Source organism: Inquilinus sp. CA228, assembly GCF_052078665.1.
Classification (GTDB): Bacteria; Pseudomonadota; Alphaproteobacteria; order DSM-16000; family Inquilinaceae; genus Inquilinus.
Genome location: NZ_JBQJIK010000010.1, coordinates 1 through 22057, shown reverse-complemented (window position 1 = coordinate 22057; position 22057 = coordinate 1). Strand labels below are relative to the sequence as shown.

The window sequence follows — 22057 nt, the reverse complement described above, 5'->3', positions numbered from 1 at the left end:
CATGGCCGTCTCCAAAGGTTTGAAACCTGACGGCACGATAGGCTCGCGGCCCCTGAGATCCCCTCACGGATGCATCACAGATTGCAGCAGCGGGAAATATTTCCGATGATCCGGCGCCGCCCGGAGAACCGGACGCTCAACGCCTTGTGACAAGGGCCGGACATGCAGGCATTGGGCCGGCGCGACGACGCCCGCGACCTGGACGCCCCGACCGTGCCGTCGGCCGAGGGGCTGGTCCTGCGCACCCGCCTGTTCGAGCGGCTGGAGCAGGCGCCGGCCCGGGCGCTGCTGTGGGTCTCGGCCGCGCCCGGCACCGGCAAGACTGCCCTGGCCGCCACCTGGGCGGAGTCGCGCTGGCACCCGGTCGAGGGCACCGCGGTGCTGTGGTACGCGGTCGACGAGGCCGACGCCGACCCGCTGCGTCTTTTCGCCACGCTGGGCGGCTTCCTCGGCCTGCCGCACGGCTTCGGCACCGACATTCCGCCCGACCCGACGCCCCGGGCCGTCGCCGAGATCACCGAGGCGGCGCGGCGCTGGCTCGCCTCAGCGCCGGCGGACCGGAAGGCCGGCCCCCGGCTGATCGTCTTCGACGACGTGCACCGGGCGCCGCCCGAGGCGGTGACGGTTGCGCTGCTGCCCATCCTCGCCGCGGCGCTGCGGCCGGAGGACCGAATCCTCTGCCTGTCGCGGCTCGACCCGCCTGACCCAGTGTCCGGGCCGCCGCCGATGCTGCTGACCGATCTGCGCGTCGCCGCCGACGAGTACCCGGACTTCGTGCGCGACCTGCCGGGCGGCCATGCCCTGGCCCGGGACCTGTTCCTGGCCTGCCTGCGGCGGGCCGGCGGCTGGATGCCCGGCATCCTGGCCGCGGTCACCCCGTCCCTGCTGCAGGCCGGCACCGCCGGCCCCGGCGCGGACGCTGCGGCGGACCGGCAGGCCCTGCTGGCCACCGCCTTCCTGCCGGAAGGGGAGGCCGCCGACTGGGCCGAGCTGGGCGGGGCCGGGGCGCCGGCGGTGCTCGACCGCCTGGCCGGCGCCGGCGGCCTGGTCTCGCGCCTGCCCGGCGGAACCTTGCGCAAGCACGACGCCTTCCAGGCGGCGCTGGAGCGGGCTGCCGCCGAAGAGCTGCCGCCGCCCGCCCTGGACCGGGCCCGGACGATCGCGGCCCGGCATCTCGGCCGGCGCGGCGAGACGCTGGCGGCCGCCCGCCTGTTGGTTGCCGCCGGCGCCGGGGACGAGGCGCTGCTGCTGGTGCTGGACCAGGCGCCGGTGCTGTCGCGGACCGGCCGCACCCGCGAGCTGTGCGACGCGATCGAGCTGTTCCCGGCCGAGGTCGCGACCCGGCCGCTGCCGCGGATCTGGCTGACCTATGCCCGGCTTCCTTACGAGCCGCGGGAGGCCCAGCGGACCCTGGCCGAGATCCGCCGGTCGCTGGAACCGGAGACGGCGCCGCTGGAATACGCCCTGGCGCTCAGCGGCGAGGCACGGGCGGTGTTGTGGGACGCCTTCGACTACCGTGAGCTGCGGCTGCTGATCGAGCAGATCGACGCCGCCCTGCCGCGGCTGGAGGCGCTGCCGTCCGTGGCCCGCCAGATCCTGATGGCCACCCGCTGCATGGCGATCCTGACCGGCTGGCCGGACCATCCCGGGGCGGCGGAGGCGCGGCGCTGGATCGAGGCCACCCTGCCCTTCCTGCCGCCGACGATGCAGCTGATGCTGGGCAGCGTGCTGGCCATCCACCTGATCTGGTTGCGCGGCGACCTCGCCGCCGCCCGTCCCTTCGTGGCCCGGCTGGAGGGGCTGGCACGGCAGCGCGGCCCGACAGCCATGTCGGTCATGGCCTGGTACTATGCCGCCTTGGCCCAGGCCCATTTCGACGGCGACGACGCGGCGTTGCTGCGGCTGGCGGACGAGGCCGTGGCCTATGCCGGCGACCGCCGGGTTTCGCACCGCCTGACCATGGTCTTCTATGTGATCGTCCAGGCGGTGGCCGCCGCCGGCGACCGGGCCGCCGCCGAGACCATGCTGCAGCGCTACGCCGCCTGCGCCCAGCAGCACTGGCGGCACACCGATTTCATCGGGCTGCACTACCTGCGCGCCTTCGTGGCGCTGTGCGCCGGCGACACGGCGGCCGCGATCACCGAGGCCGGGCAGTCGCTGGACTATGCCCGGCGCTATGCCGGGCCGCACCAGATCGCGCTCCAGAGCCTGCCGCTGGCGACCGCGCATGCCATGGCCGGGGACGAGGCGGCGCGGCCGTATATCGGGACGCTGCGCGAGGTGGCGGCGCAGACCGGCAACGCCACCTTCCTGCTGCATGCCGATCTGGCCGAGGCCTTCCTGGCTGCGGCCACGAACGGCGATGTCACCGGTCCCTGGAGCCGCGTCGCCGAGGCTGCCGGGCGCCTCGGCTGCCGCCGGATCGCCGGGATGAACCGCCCGGCCCTGGCCCGGCTGGCCGACCGGGCGCTGGCCGCCGGCGCCGAAGCCGAGGCGACGCGGCGGGTGATCGCGCTGTGGGACCTGCCGCCGCCGAAGGGCGCGCATGAGCTGTGGCCCTTCCCGGTCGAGATCCACGCCCTCGGCGGCTTCGCGGTCGAGGTCGACGGCGCCCGCATCGCCATGGGCACCGGCAAGGCGCAGCGCAAGCCGATGGAGCTGCTGTGGTGCCTGATCGCCGGGCCGGCCGAGGACTGGACCCAGGAAGACCTGGCCGACCAGCTGTGGCCGGAGCTGGAGGGCGACCGCGCCATCCCGGCGCTGCGCAGCGCGATCTACCGGCTGCGGAAGCTGATCGGCACCCGGGCCGTCCGGCACGAGGACGACCGTATCGGGCTCGCGCCCGGGCAGGTGCGGACCGACGTGGCGCGGCTGCGCGCCGCCCTGGCGGCGATGCAGGACCCGGCGGCGGACATGGCGGCTCGTCTCGCCGCCTTCGATCTGGCCCTCGGCCTGGTCCGCGGCCCGCTGCTGCCGGGCATCCGGCTGCCGCCGGTGGCCGAGGCGCGCGACCGGCAGCGCGCGCTGCTGGCGGCGGCCGGGACCGGGCTGCTGCTGGCGCAGGACCCGGCCGACCCGGCCATGGCGCTGCGCGCCGGCCGGCTGTGCGCCGCGGTGCCCGGGCTGCGCCTGCCGCCGCCGCTGGCCGGCCTGGTGCCGGGCTGAGCCGCGGCCCGCCGGCCGGGCAGACGGTGCTTTCCGGACGTGATCGGTTAACGCTTCCCATGTCCGCAAAGACGACGGACGGCTCCGCCCTGGGCGCCGGTTTTGGGAGCCGCCACGGTGACGGGGCATGTCCGGTTCAGAGCAACCTGGTGGGCCTCTGAATGACGGCAAAGGGGACGGAGCGGCCTCCAGAGGCATCGCAGGGAGCGGTCCGCACCGAGCCGAAAGCAGGCCCCGAAGGGAGGTGCAGCATCGTGAAAGCGTTGGTGCCTGTCCGCTCAACGGCCGGGCCGCAATCTTCCGCCAGGCGCGGTGTCGATGGCTTTCCGGACAGATGGTTTGCCGGACGGGTTTCCGGACACGGGCCGGTGCGCGATGGCGGAGATCGGTATGCGCGGGTTTCGACGGCCGACCAGGATCCGGCGCTGCAGTTCGACGCTCTTGCCAAGGGCGGCTGCGTCCGGGTGGTCCAGGACAATGCGTCCGGCGGCGAAGCTGACCGGCCAGGTCTGACGGTGACCTTGGCCTTCGTGCGAGAGGGCAGCGTGGACGCTGAACCGCCTCGGCCGCGCGCTACCGCATCTGATCGAAACCGTGAACGCGTTGGAGACTCGGGGCGCGTGGCTTCCGCTCCCTGACGGAGGCGATCGACACCACCACGCCCGGCGGCCGGCTGATCCACCACATCTTCGGCGCCCTCGGGCCATTCGAGCGTGACCTCATCCGGGAACGGACCCGCGCCGGTCTCGACGCCGCCCGCGGCCGGGGCGGCCCGCGGCCGGGGCGGACAGAAGCCGGGAGAAAAAGCTCCGCCGGGCCAGGACACTCATCGCCCAGGGCCTCACGGTTCGCGAGGCGGCAGGCCGGACAGTCCGATCACCTTCGTGTCGCGGCCCTTGACCGCGCGGTCGGGAGGTTGCGTATTAACGTTAAACCGGGAACGGGCAGGATAGCGTGTGTACCGGGCCGGCGATCGGGTCCTTTGGATGGAGCGGAGGTATGGGCGAGGCGCGGATTCCGCCGATGGGGCTGGGCACCTATGGCCGCACCGGCGACGCGGGGGCCGAGGCGATCCTGGCGGCGCTGGAGATCGGCTACCGCCATCTCGACACGGCGCAGAGCTACGACACCGAACGGCCGGTCGGCCGGGCGCTGCGCCGGTCCGGCCTGAAGCGGGACGAGGTGTTCCTGACCACCAAGGTCAACACCACCAACCTGTCGCGGGACCGCTTCCTGCCCAGCGTGCGGGCCAGCCTGGAGGCGCTGCAGACCGACCGGGTCGACCTGCTGCTGATCCATTGGCCGTCGCCCGGCGACGCGGTGCCCTTCGCCGACTACGTCACGGCGCTGGCCGAGGCGCGCGACCGCGGCCTGGCCCGGCTGATCGGGGTGTCGAACTTCCCGATCGCGCTGGTCGACCGGGCGCGGGGGCTGATCGGCGCCGACGCGATCGCCACCAACCAGGTCGAGGTCCATCCCTTCCTGCAGAACCGCCTCCTGCGCGACCATTGCGCCGCGGCCGGGATCGCCGTCACCGCCTATATGCCGCTGGCCAAGGGCAAGGTGGCGGACGACCCGGTGCTGCAGGGCATCGCCCGGCGGCACGGCGCCGAACCCGGCCAGGTGGCGCTGGCCTTCCTGCTGCGCCTCGGCCTGATCGTGATCCCGGCCTCGGCCCGGCCGGAGCGGATGCGCGCCAACTTCGCCGCCACGGCGCTGACGCTGGACGATGCCGAGAGGGCGGCGATCGCCGGCCTTGACCGCGGCGGGCGAATGATCGATCCGGAGTGGGGGCCGGCCTGGGATTGAGCCGGCCGCGAGGACCTTGATGCCGAAATCGCGCGCCCGCCTGAAGGACATCGCCGACGCCACCGGCTTCTCGGCCAACACGGTGTCGCTGGCGCTGCGCGACAGCCCGCGCATCCCCGAGGAGACGCGGGCGGCCATCCGGGCCGAGGCGCGGCGGCTGAACTACCTGCCGAACAGCGTCGCCCAGTCCCTGGTCAGCCGCCGGACCCGGACGGTCGGGCTGCTGCTGACCGACATCACCAACCCGATCCTGACCCAGGCGGCGCGGGCGCTGGAGCGCGAACTGGCCGACCGCGGCTACAGCCTGATGCTGGCGGCCAGCGACAATGTGCTGGAGAAGGAGATCCGGGCGCTCGACGTGTTCCGGGCGCGCCAGGTCGACGGCATCCTGGTCTATCCGACCAGCCATCGCCGGCTGGACCATATCCGGCCGCTGCGCGACGCCGACCACCCGCTGATCCTGCTGGTCGCGGACCCGGATGCCGGCATGGATGTGGTCACGGTCGACGACCGGCGCGGCGCCTATAAGGCGACAAGGCACCTGCTCGATCTCGGCCACCGCCGCATCGGCTTCCTGGATGCGGCGCATCCGCTCGGCAACCGCGAGAAGCTGGAAGGCTATCTGGCGGCGCTGGCGGAGGCGGGGATGGCGGCGGACCCGGCCCTGATCGTCGATCCCGGCGGCCATGGCGCGACCGAGGGCCACCGGGCGCTGGCCGGGATGATGCAGGCCGGGCTGCGGCCCAGCGCCCTGTTCGCCACGAACGATTCCCTGGCGATCGGCGCCATGCGCTGGTGCGTCGAGAACCGGCTGCGGATCCCGCAGGACCTGGCCATCGTCGGCTATGACGACACCGAAATCGCGGCCTTCTCGGCCGTGCCGATCACCACCGTGCATTACGCGGTCGATGCCGTCGCCCGGCTGGCGGTGGAGCGGCTGATGATCCTGATCGGGTCGCCCGACCGGCTGCCGCAGCCCGAGGTCCGGCTGATCGACCCGGAGCTGGTGATCCGCGACTCCACCCGGCCGCGGCAGGGCAGGGGCCCTGCGGCGCCCTGACCTATCGGTAAGGTCGGGGGAATGGTATAGAGCGTGCGAATTGGTCGCAAACCCGGTCCCGTCGCCCGGGTCCCGGTTGGAGGTATGGCCCAGATGCTGGCCACTGTGTTCGCGCCGAAGTTCCTGATCGTCTACGCCTATATCGCCTCGGCGCTGTGGGTGCATTTCCGCGGCCAGGTGCGGCACCGCTTCACCCGCCAGCTGACCGACCATTCGACCTTCTTCGCGCCGATCAACTGCTTCATGTACCTGTTCTCGCGGGTGCCGAGCACGCCCTATCACGACCCGCGCAGCTTCCCCGAGCTGCAGGCGCTGAAGGACAACTGGCACGTCCTGCGCGACGAGGCGCTGAAGCTGCAGGAGGAGGGCGACATCAAGGGCTCGGACAAGCTCGACGATGTCGGCTTCAACTCGTTCTTCCGACGCGGCTGGAAGCGCTACTATCTGAAGTGGTACGGCGACCCGCTGCCCTCGGCCGCGGCGCAGTGCCCGCGCTCGGTGGCGCTGGTGCAGACCATCCCGACCCTGAAGGCGGCGATGTTCACCTCGCTGCCGCCGGGCGGCAAGCTGGTGGCGCATCGCGACCCCTATGCCGGCTCGCTGCGCTATCATCTCGGCCTGATCACGCCGAACGACGACCGCTGCCGCATCATCGTCGACGGCAAGTCCTACAGCTGGCGCGACGGCGAGGATGTGGTGTTCGACGAGACCTTCATCCACTACGCCGAGAATTTTTCCGACGAGAACCGGGTGATCCTGTTCTGCGACGTCGAGCGGCCGATGCGGTTCCGCTGGGCGCTGGCGGTGAACCGCTTCTTCGCCAAATACCTGATCCAGGCCGGCGCCACCCGCAACGCCGACGGCGACAAGGTCTCGGGGCTGAACAAGGCGTTCGCCTACATCTATCCGATCCGGACCTACTTCAAGGGCATCAAGAAGAAGAACCGGAAGCTGTACTACGCGATCAAATACGCCTTCTTCGGCGGGCTGCTCGGCGCCTTCCTGGTTCTCGCGTAACTCCGCCACGCTTCGGCCACGCCCCTGGACCAGGCTTGCCGGAATGCCTTTGCCAGGCGTGGCCCTCGTGACATCCGACAGCGAACAGACCTTCGACCGTTTCGTCGCCATCGACTGGTCCGGCGCGCTCGGCGCCTATGACGGCGTCGCCGTGGCCGAGTGCCGGGCCGGCGCCGAGGGGCCGATGCTGCTGCCGCCGCCGGCCGGCCGGTGCTGGACCCGGACCGCCGTGGCCGGATGGCTCGAGGCCCAGGCCGCGGGCGGCGGGAGGGTGCTGGCCGGGATCGACTGCGCCTTCTCGCTGCCCTTCGCCGTCGCCGCCGGCTATCTGCCGCCGGGCGGCGATGCCCGGGCGCTGTGGGCGCTGGTCGACCGGGTCGCGGCGGAGGCGCCGGACTTCCACGGTGCCGGCTTCGCCCGCCATGCCGACTATGTCGCCGATTTCTGGCTTCGCGGGCCGCGCCCGGCCGGCTGGGTCGAGCCGCACCGCGCCGCCGAGCTGGCCTGCCGCCGCGACCGGCTGGGCGCGCCCGACAGCCCGTTCAAGCAGTTCGGGCCGAAGACGGTCGGGCCCGGCGCGCTGGCCGGGATGCGCGTGCTGCATCATCTGCGCCGCCGGCTCGACGGGCGGCTGGCGGTGTGGCCGTTCGAGGCGCCGGCGGTGCAGCCGCTGGTCATGGTCGAGATCTTCCCGCGCCTGTTCTGGCGCCGGTCCGGCCGCACCGCCAGCGCCAAGGTGCGCGACCGGGGCGAGCTCGATGCCGCGCTGGCGCGGCTCGGCAGCGGGCCGGCCGCGGCGCCCGATCCCTTGACCGACCACGCCACCGACGCGCTGGTGGCCGCGGCCGGGCTGCGGGCGCTGGCCGCGGACCCCGCCGTGTGGTCGCCGCCGGGCCTCGACCCCGCCACCGCCCGGACCGAGGGCTGGATCTTCGGGGTGCGCGGATGAGGGCGCTGCGCCTGCTGCTGGCGACCGTCGCCGCCCTGGCCGCCGGGCTGCTCGGCCTCGCCGTGCTCTACATCGCCGTCGCCGCGGCGCTGGCCCTGGTGCCGCTCGGCGGCCGTGCGCAGCAGGTCGCCGCGAGCGATCCGCCGGCCTATGTCTGCGCCACGCTGACACACACCGACATCGTGCTGCCGGCGCGGGACGGGCTGGTCGACTGGACCGCGGTGTTCCCGGATGCGGTGCCGGTCGCCTTCGTGCCGAACCTGCATGTCGCCTTCGGCTGGGGCGACCTGACCTTCTACCGCGAGACGCCGAGCTGGGCCGATCTCCGCCTCCGCACCGCGATGGCGGCGCTGTTCGGCGGCGGCCCCACCGCCCTGCACGTGGTTTATGTGCTGGACCCGGCGGGCGTGCCGGGCTGCACCCGGCTGGCGCTGGACCGGGCGGGGCGAGACGCGCTGATCGGCTTCATCCGCGGCACCGCGGCGCTGGACCCGGCCGGCCGCGGTATCCTGGCGGCGCCGCCGGGGACCGGAACCCACGAGGCCTTCTACGCCGCGCACGGCACCTACCGCGCCTGGCGCACCTGCAATGTCTGGACCGCGGAGGCGCTGCGCGCGGCCGGGGCGCCGACCGCGCTGTGGGCGCCGTTCAGCTTCGGCGTGATGTGGCCGCTGGGATGACCCCTATTTCCGCGGCCGGCGCTTGCGCGGCTCCGGCTTCTTCGGCACGAAGCCTTCCATGTCGCCATCCGCCACCTTGTCGGCGTAGGAGATGGCGCGACCCTGATAGGGGCCCTGGGCGGTGGAGATGAACTGCAGCGTGGTGCCGAGCTCATAGAGTTTGGCGCAGCGGTCCTCGCCCTCGCGGAAGCTCAGGCACAGCTCGTCCTTGTCGTCCGGCACATGCCAGCGGCCGCGGAAGGTGGTGCGCCGGTCGCGGTACCAGAGCTGCCCGTCCGGGGCGAAGTATTCGGTCCAGGCGTCGCCGGCCGTGGCGGTGTTGGTGTCGACCGAGAAGGTGCCGTAGACCGTCTTGTCGGTCAGCCGTTCGGCCAGCGCCGTGCGCGGGATCGGCTTGGCGCCGTGGGCCAGCAGCTGCTCGGCGGTTGGGTCGGGCGGCAGCGGCTTCGGTACACAGCCCGCCAGCACCCCCAGCAGCACGATTCCCGCCACGATCCCGAGCCTCATCACCTGTTCTCCCCGTCCTTGAACCGACTCGATTCCCTTGCGGGATGATAATATCCCTTTATGCACGGATGGCGGGAAAATCCTGTGCCGTCAGACTCCTTTCAGCGCCGCCCCGGCCGCGGCGACGCCGAGCCAGACCGCGATCAGGCACAATACCACCGATAGCCCCACATTGGCGCCGGCCCGGGCCCATTCGCCCTCCTGCATCAGCGCCAAGGTCTGCAGGCTGAAGGCGGAGAAGGTGGTGTAGCCGCCGCACAGCCCGACCATGACGAAGATCCGCACCTCCGGGCTGACCAGGAAGCGGCCGTCCGGCCCGGTCAGGCCGCCGAACAGGCCGATGACGAAGGAGCCGAGGACGTTGATGATCAGCGTGCCCCAGGGAAAGGCCTCGCCGGCGCGCTCGGCGACGAAGCCGGAGCACCAGTACCGCGCCATGCCGCCCAGCGCGCTGCCGGCCGCGACCCACAGATACGTCCCCACGCGACGATCCCCTCTTGCGTCTCCGCATGCTACACAGCGCCGATGAGCCGAATGCCAGCCCCGCCGAAGATCCGCCATCCTGCGCCGAAGCCCGCGGCCGACGCCACCCCGCCATCCGGGAACCCAGCGCCGCGCGCCGTGCAGACCGTCGCGGTGTCGCAGGACGACGGCGAGCTGCGGCTCGACCGCTGGTTCCGCCAGCGCTTCCCCGGCCTGACCCATGGCAGGCTGGAGAAGCTGCTGCGCACCGGGCAGGTCCGGGTCGACGGCAAGCGCGCCAAGGCGGCACAGCGGCTGGAGGCCGGCCAGACCATCCGCATCCCGCCGCTCGACGAGGCCGCGGCGCAGGCGCCGGTGCCGCGCGCGCCGATGCCGCTGAAGGCGGAGAAGGCCGAGGGCCTGGCGGCGGAGCTGAAGCGCGCCATCCTCTTGATCGACGACGACGTGATCGTGCTGAACAAGCCGTCCGGCCTGGCGACGCAGGGCGGCGGCAAGGTCAAGGCGCATGTCGACGGGCTGCTCGACCATCTGCAGTTCGACGCCAAGGAGCGACCGCGGCTGGTCCACCGGCTGGACCAGGAGACCTCGGGCGTGCTGCTGATCGGCCGCACCGCCAAGGCGACGCGGCGGCTGAGCGAGGCCTTTCGCGAGCGGGCCACGCGCAAGGAGTACTGGGCGGTGACGGTCGGCGTGCCGCATCCGCATCAGGGCCGCATCGACCTGGCCCTGGCGCGGTCGCCGAACAATGTCGGCCGGGTGGTCGAGGACGATGACGAGGACGGCCAACGGGCGGTCACCGACTACAGCGTGGTCGAGGCCGCGGTCCGGCACGCTGCCTTCGTGGCGCTATGGCCGGTCACCGGCCGCACCCATCAGCTGCGCCTGCACATGGCGGCGCTGAACACGCCGATCCTGGGCGACGGCAAGTACGGCGCCGGCAAGGCCGCGATCGCCGGGGCGGAGCTGCCGCGCCAGCTGCATCTGCACGCCCGCCGGCTGGTGCTGCCGCACCCGACGCGCGGCACCATCGACGTCACCGCCCCCCTGCCGCCGCACATGGTGGCGACCTTCCGCTACTTCGACTTCGACCTGAAGGCGAAGCCGGAGGGGCCGGAAGATTGAGGGGCTGACGGCCGTCCAGCCATGCCGATCTCCGCCGAGACCGTCATCGCCCAGGCGATGGAGAACCCGATGAACGCCGCGCTGATGCAGCGGCTGCCGCGGCTCGGCCTGCCGCAGTGCTATCTCACCGCCGGCTGCCTGTTCCAGGCGGTGTGGAACCGGCGCTCCGGCCAGCCGCCGGAGACGTCGGTCAAGGATTACGACGTCTTCTATTTCGACGACCGCGACCTGTCCTGGGAGGCGGAGGATGCGATGATCCGCGAGGCCGCCGTCCTGTTCGCCGATCTCGGCGTGCCGGTCGAGGTCAAGAACCAGGCCCGGGTCCATCTCTGGTACCGGAAGCGGTTCGGCGGCGCCTATCCGCAGCTGCGCTCGGCCACCGACGGCATCGACCGCTACCTCGTGCAATGCACCTGCATCGGCATCGAGGCGGCGACCGGCCGGCTCTACGCCCCGAACGGGCTCGAGGACATGGTCGAAGGCATCCTCCGGCCCAATCCGCTGAACCCGTCGCCCGGGCTGTTTCGCGCCAAGGTCGAGGCATACCGGGCGCGCTGGCCCTGGCTGACCATCGCCGAATAGCTGATGGAGCGGCCGATCTGTCCTATTTGCCTCGCGCCAGGGCCAGGCCGATGCCGGCGCCGACCAGCAGGCTGCCGGTGATTCGCTGCCGCAGCCGGCCGTGGCGGGCCAGCAGGGTCCGGGCGCGGCCGGCCAGCAGCGCCCAGACGCTGTCGAGCATGACGGCGAGCAGCAGGAACACCGCCGACAGCAGCGCCATCTGGGCGCCGGCCGGCCGCGCCGGGTCGACGAACTGCGGGAAGAAGGCGCCGTAGAACAGCAAGGTCTTCGGGTTGGTCAGCGACACCAGCACGGCGCGGCCGTAGATGGCGCCGGCGGATTTCGGCTGCGCCGCAATCCGGGTCAGGTCAGCCGGCGGAGCCCGCCAATGGGCGATGCCGAGCCAGACCAGATAGGCGACGCCGATCCAGCGCAGCGTCTCGAACCAGCCGCCGGCGGTGCCCAGCGCCTCGGCCATGCCGAGGGCGGTGAGGCCGAGCTGCAGCACCATGGCGGAGCTGGTGCCGAACACGGTCAGCAGGCCATAGCGCGGCCCCCAGGCGACGCTGTTGGCGACGATCAGGGCGACGTTCGGCCCCGGGATCAGCATGACCAGGGTGACGGTGGCGACGAAGGCGAGGAGGAGGTGCGGGTCGATCATCGGGCTCTCCGAAGGCAGGAGGGGCCGGCGAGGATCATGAAAAACCCCGCCGGTTGGGCGGGGCGTCGTGCGTCGGGCCGTCAGCCGCCGGTCAGGAAGACCGCAGCCTCGTCCCGGGCGCGCAAGCGACAGCGACCGCCGGATTGCGGCGGGCTTGTTGCAGGCGAAGGGAGACGGTGCGACGCATGGCGGCACCATATGCGCGGCGCCGCCGGGCCGTCAATCGCACGGGTCGGCTGCGGCCGTCAGCTGGGCTGGGGCGCCGAGGTCATCCAGCCGACGACCGCGCCGGTCGGGTCGCGGACGATGGCGATGCGGCCGACGCCCGGTACCTCGAAGATGTCGCGCATGAGGGTGGCGCCGGCCTGCTGCGCCGCCGCGACGCGGGCGTCGACGTCGTCGACCTCGATATAGGCGAACCAGTGCGGCGGCACGCTCTCCATGCCGGGGACGGCCCGGATGTCGAGTATGCCACCCACCATGCGGTCGCCGACCTTGGCGACCAGATATTCGCCGCCGGCCGCCATCGTCATGGAATCGAAGGTCCAGCCCAGGGTCTTGGCGTAGAAGTCGCGGGCGGCCTCGGCGTCGCGGGTGTTCAGCTCGTTCCAGCAGAAGGTTCCGTGTTCGGGCATCGTTGCCTCCCATCAGACGGCGGATCGCCGCGTTTCGGAGAGGATATCACGGTTCCGATGACGATCCCGCGACCGACGGTGCTCGATCCGCCAGGCCGCCCGGCCAGGCTCCGGACGCGCGGGCGATCAGCGCGCGGCGCGCCGCATCGGGGTCACGGGCGGCGACGACCCCGCCTGGATCGTCCCCGTGACCTCGAAGCCGTGCCGCCGGTACAGCCCGATATTGGCGGGGTTGCTCGATTCGAGATAGGCGGGGAGATGGTCCCGGTCGCAGCGCTGCAAGGCGTCCTGCAGCAGCGCCGCGCCATAACCCTTGCGCTGGTGCAGCGGGTCGACGCCGATCAGGGGCAGGTGCCAGTGCGGCTCGACCGGGTGATACCGGGCCATCTGCTCGACTATGGCGCCGATTTCGCCTTGTCTCTCCTGTGGAATGGTCGTTTCGATCAGTGCTCCCAAAGCCTCCTCATCGGAATGAGCGCCCGGCCGCAGCCACAGCATCGCCCCGGCATGATCGTCGACCTGCCAGGCCGTTCCATCGGCGAAGGCCGCGCCGCCGAGGCCACGGATGAAGCCCGGGAAATGCAGCAGGTATTGCTGCGGGTCGGGGTAGGTCCAGCGGGCCATCGGATCGGTGGCGAAGGCCAGCAGGATGGTGGCGACGGCTCGCTCGCTCTCGGCCGGCTCGACGACCGCCACGATCGGCATCGAGGATTCGGACATTGGCGCCTCCGAGGGACGATCATGACCCTCGATGGTCCCTGGCGCACGCGGTTTCGTCGGTGCCGCGCCCGGTCAGGGCTTCGGTGACGATCCGGCGACCGCCTGGGCCGGGCGGTCGGCCGCGGCCGGCACGGCGCGGGCCTGGCGGGCGGCGCGCATCCTCTGCAGATGCTGGTCGGCCAGCACGCCGATCAGGATCACCGAGCCCATCACCGCGAAGTTGAGCGAGGAGGGGATGCCGAGCAGGTTGACCAGATTCTGCAGCACCTGCAGCAGCACGGTGCCGAGGATGATGCCGAGGATCGAGCCCTCGCCGCCGCGCAGCGAGCAGCCGCCCAGCACCGCCGCGGCGATGGCGTAGAGCTCGTAGAAATTGCCGTGCGCCGAGGGCTGGATCGAGTTGGTGTAGAACGCGAGAAACACGGCCGCGAGGCCGGCCAGGAGGCCGCAGATGACATAGGCCGAGGCGATCACGGCGCGGGTGTTGATGCCGGAATAGCGCGCCGCCTCCTCGTTCTTGCCGACGGCGAAGAGGTAGCGGCCGAACACCGAGCGGTGCAGCACCACCCACATCACCAGCGCCACCACCACCATGGCCAGGAAGCTGTTCGGGATGCCGAAGCTGCGGCCGGTGGCGAAGTTCGCCAGCGTGTCGAAATCGCCGCCATAGCCGAAGCCGACGGTGGCGTCGTCGGTGTAGTAGCGGGCGGCGCCGCGGTAGATCAGCAGGGCGCAGAGGGTGACGACGAAGGGCTGGATGCCGATCCGGGCGACCAGGAAGCCGTGGATGGCGCCGAACACCCCGCCCATGGCGATGGCGGCGGCCAGGGCCAGCGGCCAGGACCAGCCCCAGTTCACCACCATGTCGACGAAGACGACGCCGATCAGCGCGAACATCGACCCGACCGACAGCTCGATGCCGGCGGTGATGATCACCAGCCCCTGGCCGATCGAGAACAGCCCGTACAGGCCGACCAGATTGGCCATGTTCAGCAGGTTCACCGCCGAGATGAAGCGCGGCTGGATCAGCGCCGAGATGGTGCCGATCACCAGGATCAGGATCGCCAGCCCCAGTTCCTTCCTCATCGTCCCTGACGTCCTCCCGGACTTTCTCTCGGCTACGCCGCCAGCGGCCGGCCGACGGCCAGCTGCATCACATTCGGCTCGCTGAACCGGTCGCGGTCCAGGATGCCGCTGATCCGGCCCTCATGCATCACCGCGATGCGGTCACTGACGCCGATCACCTCCTCCATGTCGCTGGAGATCATCAGGATCGGCACGCCGCGATCGGCCAGGTTGCGCATCAGCTGGTAGATCTCCGACTTGGCGCCGACGTCGATGCCGCGCGTCGGCTCGTCGAAGATCAGGAAGCGCGGCTGCAGCGCCAGCCACTTGGCCAGCACGATCTTCTGCTGGTTGCCGCCGGACAGCTTCAGCGCGGTGGTGGTGACCGACGGGGTGCGGATGCGCAGCTTCTCGCGCTGGGCCTCGGCCTCCTTGGCCTCGCCGCGGCCGTCGATCAGCCAGCGTTTGGCAACGCGGCCGAGGCCGGGCAGGGTGACGTTCTCGGCGATGGTCATGTCCAGCACCAGGCCGCTGCGCTTGCGGTCCTCCGGCACCAGGAACAGGCCCTGGGCGATGGCCGCACGGGGCGTGCCGATGGTCAGTTTCGCGCCGTCCAGCCGGACCTCGCCGGCCAGCATCCGGTCGATGCCGAAGATGGCGCGCGCCAGCTCGGTGCGGCCGGAGCCGACCAGGCCGGCCAGGCCCAGGATCTCGCCGCGGCCGACCGACAGCGTCACCTCCTGGTCCGGATAGGTGGCGGTGCGCACGCCGCGGATCTCGACCGCGCCCGGCTGCGCCGCGACGGCGGGCGGGATGTACAGCGCCCGCAGGTCGCGCCCGACCATCATCCGCACCATGCGGTCGTGATGGATCTCGTCGCGGTCCAGCGCCCCGACCACCCGGCCGTCGCGCAGGCAGACCACGCGGTCGGCGCAGGCCTCGATCTCGCCCAGGCGGTGGGTGATGAAGATGATGGCCACCCCGGCCGCCTTCAGCTCGCCGATCACCCGCAGCAGCGTCTGGGTCTCGGTCAGGGTCAGGCTCGAGGTCGGCTCGTCCATGATGATGATGCGGGCGTCGAGCGACAGCGCCTTGGCGATCTCCACCATCTGGCGCTGGGCGATCGACAGCTCGGACAGCGGCGTGGCCGGCCCGAAATCGACGCTGAGCCGGTCGAGCAGCCTCTGCGTGTCGGCGTGCAGCCGGGCGGTGTCGATCAGCTTCAGCGGGCCGAAGCGCCGCGGCTCGCGCCCGATGAAGACGTTGCCCGCGACGTCGAGATTGTCGAAGAGGTTCAGCTCCTGATGCACGAAGGCGATGCCGGCGGCGATCGCCTCCGTCACCGTCAGCGCCGCGCGCGGGGTGCCGCCGACGGTGACGGTGCCGACGGTCGGGGCCTCGACCCCGCCCAGGATCTTCATCAGCGTCGACTTGCCGGCCCCGTTCTCGCCGATCAGCCCGACCACCTCGCCGCGGCGGACGGACAGGCTGACATCCTTCAGCGCCTGCACGCCCGGATAGGTCTTGGAGATCCCCTCCATGGCGAGGACGGCATCGGTCATGCTTGGAAGTCCGCCTGCTCTGGTCGCGCGAATCCCCTCCCCCTGACCCCCTCCCGCGAGGGGAGGGGGGACAAGGAAGGGGATCGTCGGAACCGATGGCTCATGCTGCCGGTGCTACTTGCCCAGCAGTTCCTTCATCTGCTTCTGGAAGTCGGCGACGTTGCTCTGGTCGATCAGCCGGGTCGGGATGATCTTCAGCTTGTCGGCCGGGATGAAGGACTTGTCGCCCTCAATGTACTGGGCCAGAAGCTTCACCGTCTGGTAGCCGAACTCATAGGGCTGCTGCACCACGGTGCCCTCGATCACGCCCTCCTGCACGCCGCGCAGGGTGACCGGGTCCTCGTCGAAGCCGACGACCTTGATCTGGCCCAGCTTCCCGGCCGCCTTCATCGCGTCGTAGATGATCGGCGTGTTGTAGGAGTAAAGGCCGACCAGCATCGCCAGGTCGTCATACTTGGTCAGCGTGTCCTCGACATTGCGCTTGGCCTTGACGAAGTCGATGTCGTCGGTGCGGACGTCGACGATCTCGATCTTGGTGCCGGCGATCGCCTTCTTGATGCCCTCGACCCGCTCGCGGGCGTTGGCGTTGCCCAGCGTGCCGACGAACAGCATGATCTTGCCGCCGTCCGGCAGGGTCTTCTTGATCAGCTCGCCCGCCTGCACGCCGGCGGCGACGTTGTCGGTGCCGATGTACAGCAGCCGGTTGCTCTTCGGCGCGTCGCTGTCGAAGGTGAACAGCGGCACCTGGCCGGCGGCGGAGTTCAGGAGCGCGGTCGAGTTGTCCGGGTCGACCGGGCTGATGCCGATGCCGACGACGCCGCGGGCCAGCATGTCCTCGACGATGCGGCGCTGCTCCGCCGCGCTGGATTCGCCGGGGATCTTGAACTCGACGCTGTAGCCCTTGAGCTCGGACACCGCCTTGTCGGTGCCCTTGTGGGCGATGGTCCAGAAATCGGACGAGCCGTTGACGACGAAGGCGATGGTCTTGTCGGCGGCGTTGGCCGGGCCGATGGCGAGGACCGACGCGACGGCGGCCGCGAGGCCCGCCAGAATCAGGCGCTTCATTGGGTTCCTCCCGTTTTCCGAACCGCGCTCTGTGGCGGGGTCGGTCAACATTGCTATTATAATCAGACAATTTGGATCACAACGGCCGGGACCGGTCAAGCCGGCGCGAATGCGACGTGTCCGAGCGCGCTCGGCGCGGCGGGGAGTCACGGATCGCGGCAGCCTCTGCTAGCCTTCAGCAGATCCGAGGCGAATTTGAAAAAAAGATATTCAGGGAGCCCATGACGATGCCTTCTGCCGCCATCAGCCATCGACAACGGGCCTGGACGCGCTTCATGCGGCAGCATGAAGGCCTGGCGGCGCAGCAGCGGGCGCTGCTGAACGACATCCTGCGCCGCAACGCCGGGACCGGCTTCGGGCAGGAGCACGGCTTCGGCGCGCTGAAGTCGGTCGAGGCGTACCGGGCGGCGGTCCCGATCCGGCAGTGGACCGACATGATGCCCTATGTCGACGCCGTCCTGGCCGGGCGGGACGGCGTGCTGACATCCGAGCCGCCCTTCTTCTTCCACCGCACCACCGGCACCACCGGCACGCCGAAGATGATTCCGTTCACCCGGCGCTGCCTGGCCCTGCAGCAGCACACGCTGCGCCGCTGGCTGGATCGCGCCGTGCTCGACAATCCCCGCCTGCTGCAGGGGCGGACGCTGGCCCTGCTCAACACCGCCGTCGAGGGGGTGACCGAGCGGCACTTCCCCTATGGCGCGCTGTCGGGCAGTGCCTACTTCCGCCTGCCGTCGGCGATCCGGCGGACCTTCTGCCATCCGTACGCGGCGTATCACATCGAGGACGGCGCGGCGCGGCGCTATGCCCTGCTCCGCTTCGGCATCGAGCGGCCGTGCAGCTTCGTGTTCAGCGGCAATGCCGCGGCGCTGCTGGGCGTGTTCGAATTCGCCGACCGCCATTCCGAAGTGCTGATCCGCGACCTCCATGACGGCACGATGTGCGGCGACTTCGCGGTGCCGGACGCGATCCGCGCCATCGCCGTGAACGACTTCCGGCCCGATCCGCAGCGGGCCCAGGCCCTGGCCGAACGCCGCCGGCGCGGCGGCCGGCTGCGCCCGGCCGATTATTGGCCGGACCTGCAGGCGCTGGGCTGCTGGATCGGCGGCTCGATGGGCCATTTCGCGCCGGCGCTGCGCGACTGGTGCCGCCCGGGGGTGCCGCTGCGCGATGTCGGCTACATGGCGAGCGAGGGCATCTTCACCATCCCGCTCGGCAATGAGAGCCCGGGGGGGATCCTGACCCTGCACACCGCGGTGTTCGAGTTCGTGCCGGAGCACGAGTTCGGCCGGCCCGATGCCCGCAGCCTGTTGGCGCATGAGGTCGAGCCCGGGCAGAACTACCAGATGGTCCTCACCACCACCGGTGGGCTGTACCGCTATGCCATGAACGACGTCGTCCGCGTCACCAGCCGGGTGGCCGGTTCGCCGGTGCTGCACTTCCTGTACAAGGGCGGCCAGGTGCAGAACCTGCAGGGCGAAATGCTGACCGTCGATCATGTGGTCGGTGCCGTCACCGCCATGACGTCGGAGGCCGGGCTCAACCTGCGCCACTTCCAGGTGGCGGCCGAGCTGCCGGCCCGCCGCTATGCGCTGCAGATCGAACCGGCGGAGCCGGTCCCGGCCGCGATCCTGCCGCAGCTGCTGCAGCGCTTCGACCGGGCGCTGGGATCGGTCAACGAGAACTACGCCGCGCTCCGCGGCGACCGGCAGCTGGCGCCGCCCGTCCTGCGGGTGATGCAAGCGGGCTGGTTCGACCGTCTCACCGAGGACGCCGTCGCCCGTGTGCGCCGCGACAGCCAGGTCAAGCTGGCGGTGCTGGTCGGGGAGGCCGAGCGCCCCGAGCTGGCCGACGCGGTGATCGGCCTGCCCGCAGACCAGCCTTGAGGGCGGCAGAAGCGGCTTGACCTTCCCATATTGGAAGGTCGGAGAGTTGTCCGGTCCACGCGAAACAGGAGCCGAACCATCATGGGTGTCCCGCTGTCCTTCCGGGTCGAGGACATGACCTGCGGCCATTGCGCCGGCACGATCAAGGGCGCGATCGAGGGCAGCATCCCCGGCGCCAAGGTCGAGGCCGACCCGGTGCGCAAGCTGGTCTCCGTCACCGGAGCCGCCGACCGGGCCCAGGTCGCCGCGCTCATCGCCGAGGCCGGCTACACGCCCGAAGCGGCCTGACGCGGGGCCGCCGGCTCAGCCGTTGACCAGGAAGCGCAGCGGGTCGGGCGCGAGCTGGCAGGAATCGACCGGCTGGCGGTCCGGCGCGTCGAGGAACTTGCCGGCCAGGGTCTCGGCGCAGGGGTCGCTGCCGATCAGGCCGTGGCCCTGGTCCTGGCGCTCGACCAGGAAGCCGTTCGGCAGATGCGACGCGGTGGCGCGGGCCCAGGCCGGCGGCGTCACCGGGTCGAGCCCGCCGGACAGGATCAGGGCCGGGATGGCGCTGTCGACCGGCTGCGAGCCGAGATCGTCCGCGGCACCGGCCGGCCAGGCCGGGCAGGTCGACCCCGGCGCGTCGCGCAGGTCGCCGGCATCCGGCGCCAGGCATTCGGCCAGGTCGTAGGCGCCGTTGGCGATGGTCGGGTCCAGTAGCCCGGCCAGCCACTGCTCGGCCGCCTCCTCATAGGCCTCGTCGCGGTCGGCATCGATGCCGGCGATCAGCGCCGGCAGGGTGGCGGCGTCGTCGCGGGAATAGAGGTCGTTGAACACCACCTCCGCCAGCAGGCCGCCGGTGAACATCAGCTCGGCCTCGCCGTTGCCGTCCGGCCGCGCCACGGTGACGGTCGGCGGCTCGTCGTCCAGCCGCTCCAGCAGGGTGCGGTAGCGCCCGGCCAGGTCGGGATAGGCGGCGTTGCAGGTCGTATCGGCGGCGCAGGCGGCGAAGATGCGCTGCAGCGACCGGTCGCCGTCCGGGTCGTCCTCCTCCGACGCGGTGAACAGGCTCGTGCCCGGCGGGTAGACGCCGTCGAGGATCAGCGCGGCGATGCCGTCGGGGTAGCGCCGCACCGTCTCCAACGCCAGCCGGGTGCCGTAGGACGACCCGAACAGCACCCATCGGTCGATGCCGAGGGCGAGCCGCAGATCGGCGACGTCGCGGGCGCTGTCTGGCGTGGTGTAGCGGGTCAGGTCGTGGCCTTCGCCCTCCCAGCGTGTGCGGCAGGCGCGGGCGGCGTCGACCGCGGCCGCGTCATTGCCGCCGTCCCCCTCCGGGCCGTTGCTGCGGATCTGGGCGTCGACCATCTCGGGGCAGGTCAGGTTCGGCTCCGACTTGCCCATGCCGCGCTGGTCGTACAGCACCAGCTTGCGCTGCTGCAGCCAGTCGTTGCGGGCGATCAGGTCCCACCAGCGGGCGATGCCGTCGGGGTCCAGCCCGGCCGCCCCGCCCGGGCCGCCCTCCAGATACAGCACCGGCGGCGCGTCGCCGAGCTTGTCGGGCGTGGACAGGATGGCGACCGCCAGGGTGACGGTGGCGCCGTCGGGCTTGTCCCGGTTCTCCGGCACGGTGACGGTGCCGCAGGTGGCGGCCCGGCCGTCCGGCACCGTGAAGCCGCAGGCCCCGGCGTGGAATTCGGGCGCCGCCAGGGCCGGGGCGCCCCCGGCCAGAGTCAGGGCTGCGATCAGGATCAGGCGACGGGTCATCATCGGCATCCGTGGGACAACGGCCCACCAAACCTAAGCAAGCGGGCGAGGCGACGCCATGCGGCAAGAGCGTCCGCTATTCCGCGGCCAGCCGTGGCATGGCCTGCCGGATCTCCTCAGCGACCAACTGCACCACCTGCAGGCCCCGTCCCAGCTCCTCGCGCAGGGCGGCGGCCTCGGCCGGCGTTCGCACCAGGCCTCGGCGCGGCGCGTCGCGGCGGGCATGGTCGAGCACGGCCGGGTCGCCGCCGTCCTCGACCAGCAGCAGATCGGCCCGGCGCAGCGCCGCCACCTGCCGCAGCGTCAGATCCTGCTCGCCGCCCGGGCCGATTGTGATCCGGGTCAGCGACCCGGTGGGCGAGCGCTCCGCCGCCACCTGGTCCAGCAGGTCGAGCGCCGCCGCCCGGTCCGAGGCGCCGCTGCGGTAGAGCCGGCGCCAGAAGGCCAGGCGGCGGGCCGGGTCGGCGATGCGGCGGCGGATCTCGCCGCGCAGCGTGCCGGACAGGGCGGCCAGGCGGCCGAGGCCGGGCGGGATCAGCGCCTCCAGCTCCTGCCGGATCAGCCCGGCCAGGGCAGGGGCCGCGCCGCCGGTCGAGACTGCGACGACGACGGGTGACCGATCCAGGATCGCCGGCAGGATGAAGTCGCACAGCGCCGGCCGGTCGACGACGTTCAGCGGCACGCCGGCCGCCCGCGCCAGGGCGGCGCTGCGGGCATTGGTCCGGTCGTCGCCCGAGGCGTCGATCACCAGGCAGGCCCCGGCCAGGTGGCCGGCGGTCAAGGGGGCGGGCAGGATCTCGGCACCGGCCGCGGCCGCCGTCTCGGCGAAATTGGGATCGGCGCCGACCAGCCGGATCGAAGCACTGGCGCGGCGCAGCAGCTCGAGTTTCGGTGGTGTCGCGTCGCCGCCGCCGACCAGGACGCAGACCCGGCCGCGCACGGTCAGGAACACGGGGAGGTGCGGCAGGGGGGCTTGGTCCTGCGCAACCGGTGGGGCCGGAGCTGCCCCCTCACCCGGAATCGCTTCGCGATTCCGACCTCTCCCCGAGGAGAGGTGAACCTTCCCTCTCCTTGGGGAGAGGGAGGGGCCCGACGCCGCAGGCGGCGGGAGGGTGAGGGGGCTGGCGCCGGCCGAGCAGACCTGGGCGTCCACGCCGGAATTCAACGGCTCAACCTGCGGCAGGGAGGGCGGCATGGGCGACGATCTCCTTCAGCTCGGGCACGCAGGAGCCGCAATTGGTCCCGGCGCCGAGCAGGGTGCCGAGCTCCTTGACCCCGATGCCCTGGCCCTCGCGAAGGGTGCGCAGGATCCGCTCGATGCCGACGCCGAGGCAGGCGCAGACGATGCGGCCCTCGGCCGGGGG

The 22057-nt window shown here is 71.7% G+C and carries 22 protein-coding genes and 1 pseudogene; 12 read left to right on the top strand and 11 right to left on the bottom strand.

Going from position 1 to position 22057, the window contains the following annotated elements:
* Window positions 1-162: 162 nt before the first annotated feature.
* The 8 genes and pseudogenes from ACTOWL_RS06490 (at window position 163) to ACTOWL_RS06455 (ending at window position 8680) form a co-directional block, all read left to right on the top strand.
* Window positions 163-3165 carry a hypothetical protein gene (locus ACTOWL_RS06490; RefSeq protein WP_441320386.1) on the top strand — a complete coding sequence of 1001 codons (3003 nt, stop codon included), beginning with the start codon at window positions 163-165 and terminating at the stop codon, window positions 3163-3165.
* A gap of 161 nt (window positions 3166-3326) precedes the next feature.
* Complete coding sequence (locus ACTOWL_RS06485) at window positions 3327-3803, top strand: recombinase family protein (RefSeq protein WP_441320385.1); 477 nt, start codon at window positions 3327-3329, stop codon at window positions 3801-3803.
* A pseudogene (locus tag ACTOWL_RS06480) lies at window positions 3800-3874 on the top strand (recombinase family protein); the annotation flags it as partial. The gene ACTOWL_RS06485 and the pseudogene ACTOWL_RS06480, both read left to right, overlap by 4 nt.
* A gap of 290 nt (window positions 3875-4164) precedes the next feature.
* Window positions 4165-4974, top strand: a complete 810-nt coding sequence (locus ACTOWL_RS06475) for an aldo/keto reductase (protein WP_441320384.1) — start codon at window positions 4165-4167, stop codon at window positions 4972-4974.
* Window positions 4975-4993: 19 nt separating this feature from the next.
* Window positions 4994-6034, top strand: a complete 1041-nt coding sequence (locus ACTOWL_RS06470) for a LacI family DNA-binding transcriptional regulator (protein WP_441320383.1) — start codon at window positions 4994-4996, stop codon at window positions 6032-6034.
* 93 nt (window positions 6035-6127) lie between these two features.
* Window positions 6128-7051 (top strand): aspartyl/asparaginyl beta-hydroxylase domain-containing protein, encoded by a 924-nt coding sequence (locus tag ACTOWL_RS06465; RefSeq protein WP_441320382.1) that lies wholly within the window; start codon window positions 6128-6130, stop codon window positions 7049-7051.
* Between the two features lie 67 nt (window positions 7052-7118).
* Window positions 7119-8000 (top strand): hypothetical protein, encoded by an 882-nt coding sequence (locus ACTOWL_RS06460; protein ID WP_441320381.1) that lies wholly within the window; start codon window positions 7119-7121, stop codon window positions 7998-8000.
* Entirely contained in the window at window positions 7997-8680 is a 684-nt protein-coding gene (locus ACTOWL_RS06455; protein ID WP_441320380.1) for a DUF2459 domain-containing protein, read from the top strand. The genes ACTOWL_RS06460 and ACTOWL_RS06455 overlap by 4 nt, the downstream gene beginning before the upstream one ends.
* A gap of 3 nt (window positions 8681-8683) precedes the next feature.
* On the opposite strand, the gene ACTOWL_RS06450 is transcribed toward ACTOWL_RS06455, so the two are convergent.
* The gene (locus ACTOWL_RS06450; RefSeq protein WP_441320379.1) at window positions 8684-9187 is read right to left on the bottom strand and encodes a hypothetical protein; all 504 of its coding nucleotides are present in this window, start codon (window positions 9185-9187) and stop codon (window positions 8684-8686) included.
* A gap of 90 nt (window positions 9188-9277) precedes the next feature.
* Complete coding sequence (gene crcB / locus ACTOWL_RS06445; RefSeq protein WP_441320378.1) at window positions 9278-9670, bottom strand: fluoride efflux transporter CrcB; 393 nt, start codon at window positions 9668-9670, stop codon at window positions 9278-9280.
* Window positions 9671-9721: 51 nt separating this feature from the next.
* Between crcB and ACTOWL_RS06440 the strand changes: the two genes are divergently transcribed.
* Both ACTOWL_RS06440 and ACTOWL_RS06435 read left to right on the top strand, forming a co-directional pair.
* On the top strand, window positions 9722-10792 hold the full coding sequence (locus ACTOWL_RS06440; RefSeq protein ID WP_441320377.1) for an RluA family pseudouridine synthase: 1071 nt from the start codon (window positions 9722-9724) through the stop codon (window positions 10790-10792).
* Window positions 10793-10813: 21 nt separating this feature from the next.
* Window positions 10814-11374 (top strand): nucleotidyltransferase family protein, encoded by a 561-nt coding sequence (locus ACTOWL_RS06435; RefSeq protein ID WP_441320376.1) that lies wholly within the window; start codon window positions 10814-10816, stop codon window positions 11372-11374.
* A gap of 22 nt (window positions 11375-11396) precedes the next feature.
* Here ACTOWL_RS06435 and ACTOWL_RS06430 read toward each other — a convergent pair whose 3' ends face one another.
* The 6 genes from ACTOWL_RS06430 to ACTOWL_RS06405 all read right to left on the bottom strand — a co-directional run bounded on the left by ACTOWL_RS06430 (window position 11397) and on the right by ACTOWL_RS06405 (window position 17061).
* Window positions 11397-12014, bottom strand: coding sequence for a LysE family translocator (locus ACTOWL_RS06430; RefSeq protein ID WP_441320375.1), 618 nt, complete (start codon window positions 12012-12014; stop codon window positions 11397-11399).
* A gap of 245 nt (window positions 12015-12259) precedes the next feature.
* Window positions 12260-12649 (bottom strand): VOC family protein, encoded by a 390-nt coding sequence (locus tag ACTOWL_RS06425; RefSeq protein WP_441320374.1) that lies wholly within the window; start codon window positions 12647-12649, stop codon window positions 12260-12262.
* A gap of 126 nt (window positions 12650-12775) precedes the next feature.
* Window positions 12776-13369: a GNAT family N-acetyltransferase gene (locus ACTOWL_RS06420; RefSeq protein WP_441320373.1), complete on the bottom strand. Its 594-nt coding sequence runs from the start codon at window positions 13367-13369 to the stop codon at window positions 12776-12778.
* 72 nt (window positions 13370-13441) lie between these two features.
* Window positions 13442-14455, bottom strand: a complete 1014-nt coding sequence (locus tag ACTOWL_RS06415) for an ABC transporter permease (protein ID WP_441320372.1) — start codon at window positions 14453-14455, stop codon at window positions 13442-13444.
* Window positions 14456-14487: 32 nt separating this feature from the next.
* Window positions 14488-15996: a sugar ABC transporter ATP-binding protein gene (locus ACTOWL_RS06410; protein WP_441320371.1), complete on the bottom strand. Its 1509-nt coding sequence runs from the start codon at window positions 15994-15996 to the stop codon at window positions 14488-14490.
* 114 nt (window positions 15997-16110) lie between these two features.
* Window positions 16111-17061: a sugar-binding protein gene (locus ACTOWL_RS06405; protein WP_441320370.1), complete on the bottom strand. Its 951-nt coding sequence runs from the start codon at window positions 17059-17061 to the stop codon at window positions 16111-16113.
* A gap of 275 nt (window positions 17062-17336) precedes the next feature.
* Here ACTOWL_RS06405 and ACTOWL_RS06400 point away from each other — a divergent pair, with 275 nt between their 5' ends.
* Window positions 17337-18947, top strand: a complete 1611-nt coding sequence (locus ACTOWL_RS06400; protein WP_441320369.1) for a GH3 auxin-responsive promoter family protein — start codon at window positions 17337-17339, stop codon at window positions 18945-18947.
* An 81-nt stretch (window positions 18948-19028) separates the two neighbouring features.
* On the top strand, window positions 19029-19235 hold the full coding sequence (locus ACTOWL_RS06395; protein WP_441320368.1) for a heavy-metal-associated domain-containing protein: 207 nt from the start codon (window positions 19029-19031) through the stop codon (window positions 19233-19235).
* A 15-nt stretch (window positions 19236-19250) separates the two neighbouring features.
* Here the strand turns inward: ACTOWL_RS06395 and ACTOWL_RS06390 are convergent, their stop codons facing one another.
* The 3 genes from ACTOWL_RS06390 to ACTOWL_RS06380 all read right to left on the bottom strand — a co-directional run.
* On the bottom strand, window positions 19251-20693 hold the full coding sequence (locus tag ACTOWL_RS06390) for an alpha/beta fold hydrolase (protein ID WP_441320367.1): 1443 nt from the start codon (window positions 20691-20693) through the stop codon (window positions 19251-19253).
* 76 nt (window positions 20694-20769) lie between these two features.
* On the bottom strand, window positions 20770-21645 hold the full coding sequence (locus ACTOWL_RS06385) for an NAD(P)-dependent oxidoreductase (protein WP_441320366.1): 876 nt from the start codon (window positions 21643-21645) through the stop codon (window positions 20770-20772).
* A 217-nt stretch (window positions 21646-21862) separates the two neighbouring features.
* Window positions 21863-22057, bottom strand: a 195-nt coding sequence (locus ACTOWL_RS06380) for a (2Fe-2S)-binding protein (protein ID WP_441320365.1), incomplete at its 5' end; no start/stop codon positions are given.

Bases quoted from the DNA above. Each gene is read 5' to 3' on its own strand.
- ACTOWL_RS06470 (WP_441320383.1), top strand. From the start codon at position 4,994: ATGCCGAAATCGCGCGCCCGCCTGAAGGACATCGCCGACGCCACCGGC.
- ACTOWL_RS06390 (WP_441320367.1), bottom strand. From the start codon at position 20,693: ATGACCCGTCGCCTGATCCTGATCGCAGCCCTGACTCTGGCCGGGGGC.
- ACTOWL_RS06430 (WP_441320375.1), bottom strand. From the start codon at position 12,014: ATGATCGACCCGCACCTCCTCCTCGCCTTCGTCGCCACCGTCACCCTG.
- ACTOWL_RS06440 (WP_441320377.1), top strand. From the start codon at position 9,722: ATGCCAGCCCCGCCGAAGATCCGCCATCCTGCGCCGAAGCCCGCGGCC.
- ACTOWL_RS06450 (WP_441320379.1), bottom strand. From the start codon at position 9,187: ATGAGGCTCGGGATCGTGGCGGGAATCGTGCTGCTGGGGGTGCTGGCG.
- ACTOWL_RS06405 (WP_441320370.1), bottom strand. From the start codon at position 17,061: ATGAAGCGCCTGATTCTGGCGGGCCTCGCGGCCGCCGTCGCGTCGGTC.
- ACTOWL_RS06485 (WP_441320385.1), top strand. From the start codon at position 3,327: ATGACGGCAAAGGGGACGGAGCGGCCTCCAGAGGCATCGCAGGGAGCG.
- ACTOWL_RS06455 (WP_441320380.1), top strand. From the start codon at position 7,997: ATGAGGGCGCTGCGCCTGCTGCTGGCGACCGTCGCCGCCCTGGCCGCC.
- ACTOWL_RS06435 (WP_441320376.1), top strand. From the start codon at position 10,814: ATGCCGATCTCCGCCGAGACCGTCATCGCCCAGGCGATGGAGAACCCG.
- ACTOWL_RS06415 (WP_441320372.1), bottom strand. From the start codon at position 14,455: ATGAGGAAGGAACTGGGGCTGGCGATCCTGATCCTGGTGATCGGCACC.
- ACTOWL_RS06400 (WP_441320369.1), top strand. From the start codon at position 17,337: ATGCGGCAGCATGAAGGCCTGGCGGCGCAGCAGCGGGCGCTGCTGAAC.
- ACTOWL_RS06490 (WP_441320386.1), top strand. From the start codon at position 163: ATGCAGGCATTGGGCCGGCGCGACGACGCCCGCGACCTGGACGCCCCG.
- ACTOWL_RS06420 (WP_441320373.1), bottom strand. From the start codon at position 13,369: ATGTCCGAATCCTCGATGCCGATCGTGGCGGTCGTCGAGCCGGCCGAG.
- ACTOWL_RS06410 (WP_441320371.1), bottom strand. From the start codon at position 15,996: ATGACCGATGCCGTCCTCGCCATGGAGGGGATCTCCAAGACCTATCCG.
- ACTOWL_RS06465 (WP_441320382.1), top strand. From the start codon at position 6,128: ATGCTGGCCACTGTGTTCGCGCCGAAGTTCCTGATCGTCTACGCCTAT.
- ACTOWL_RS06395 (WP_441320368.1), top strand. From the start codon at position 19,029: ATGGGTGTCCCGCTGTCCTTCCGGGTCGAGGACATGACCTGCGGCCAT.
- ACTOWL_RS06425 (WP_441320374.1), bottom strand. From the start codon at position 12,649: ATGCCCGAACACGGAACCTTCTGCTGGAACGAGCTGAACACCCGCGAC.
- ACTOWL_RS06475 (WP_441320384.1), top strand. From the start codon at position 4,165: ATGGGCGAGGCGCGGATTCCGCCGATGGGGCTGGGCACCTATGGCCGC.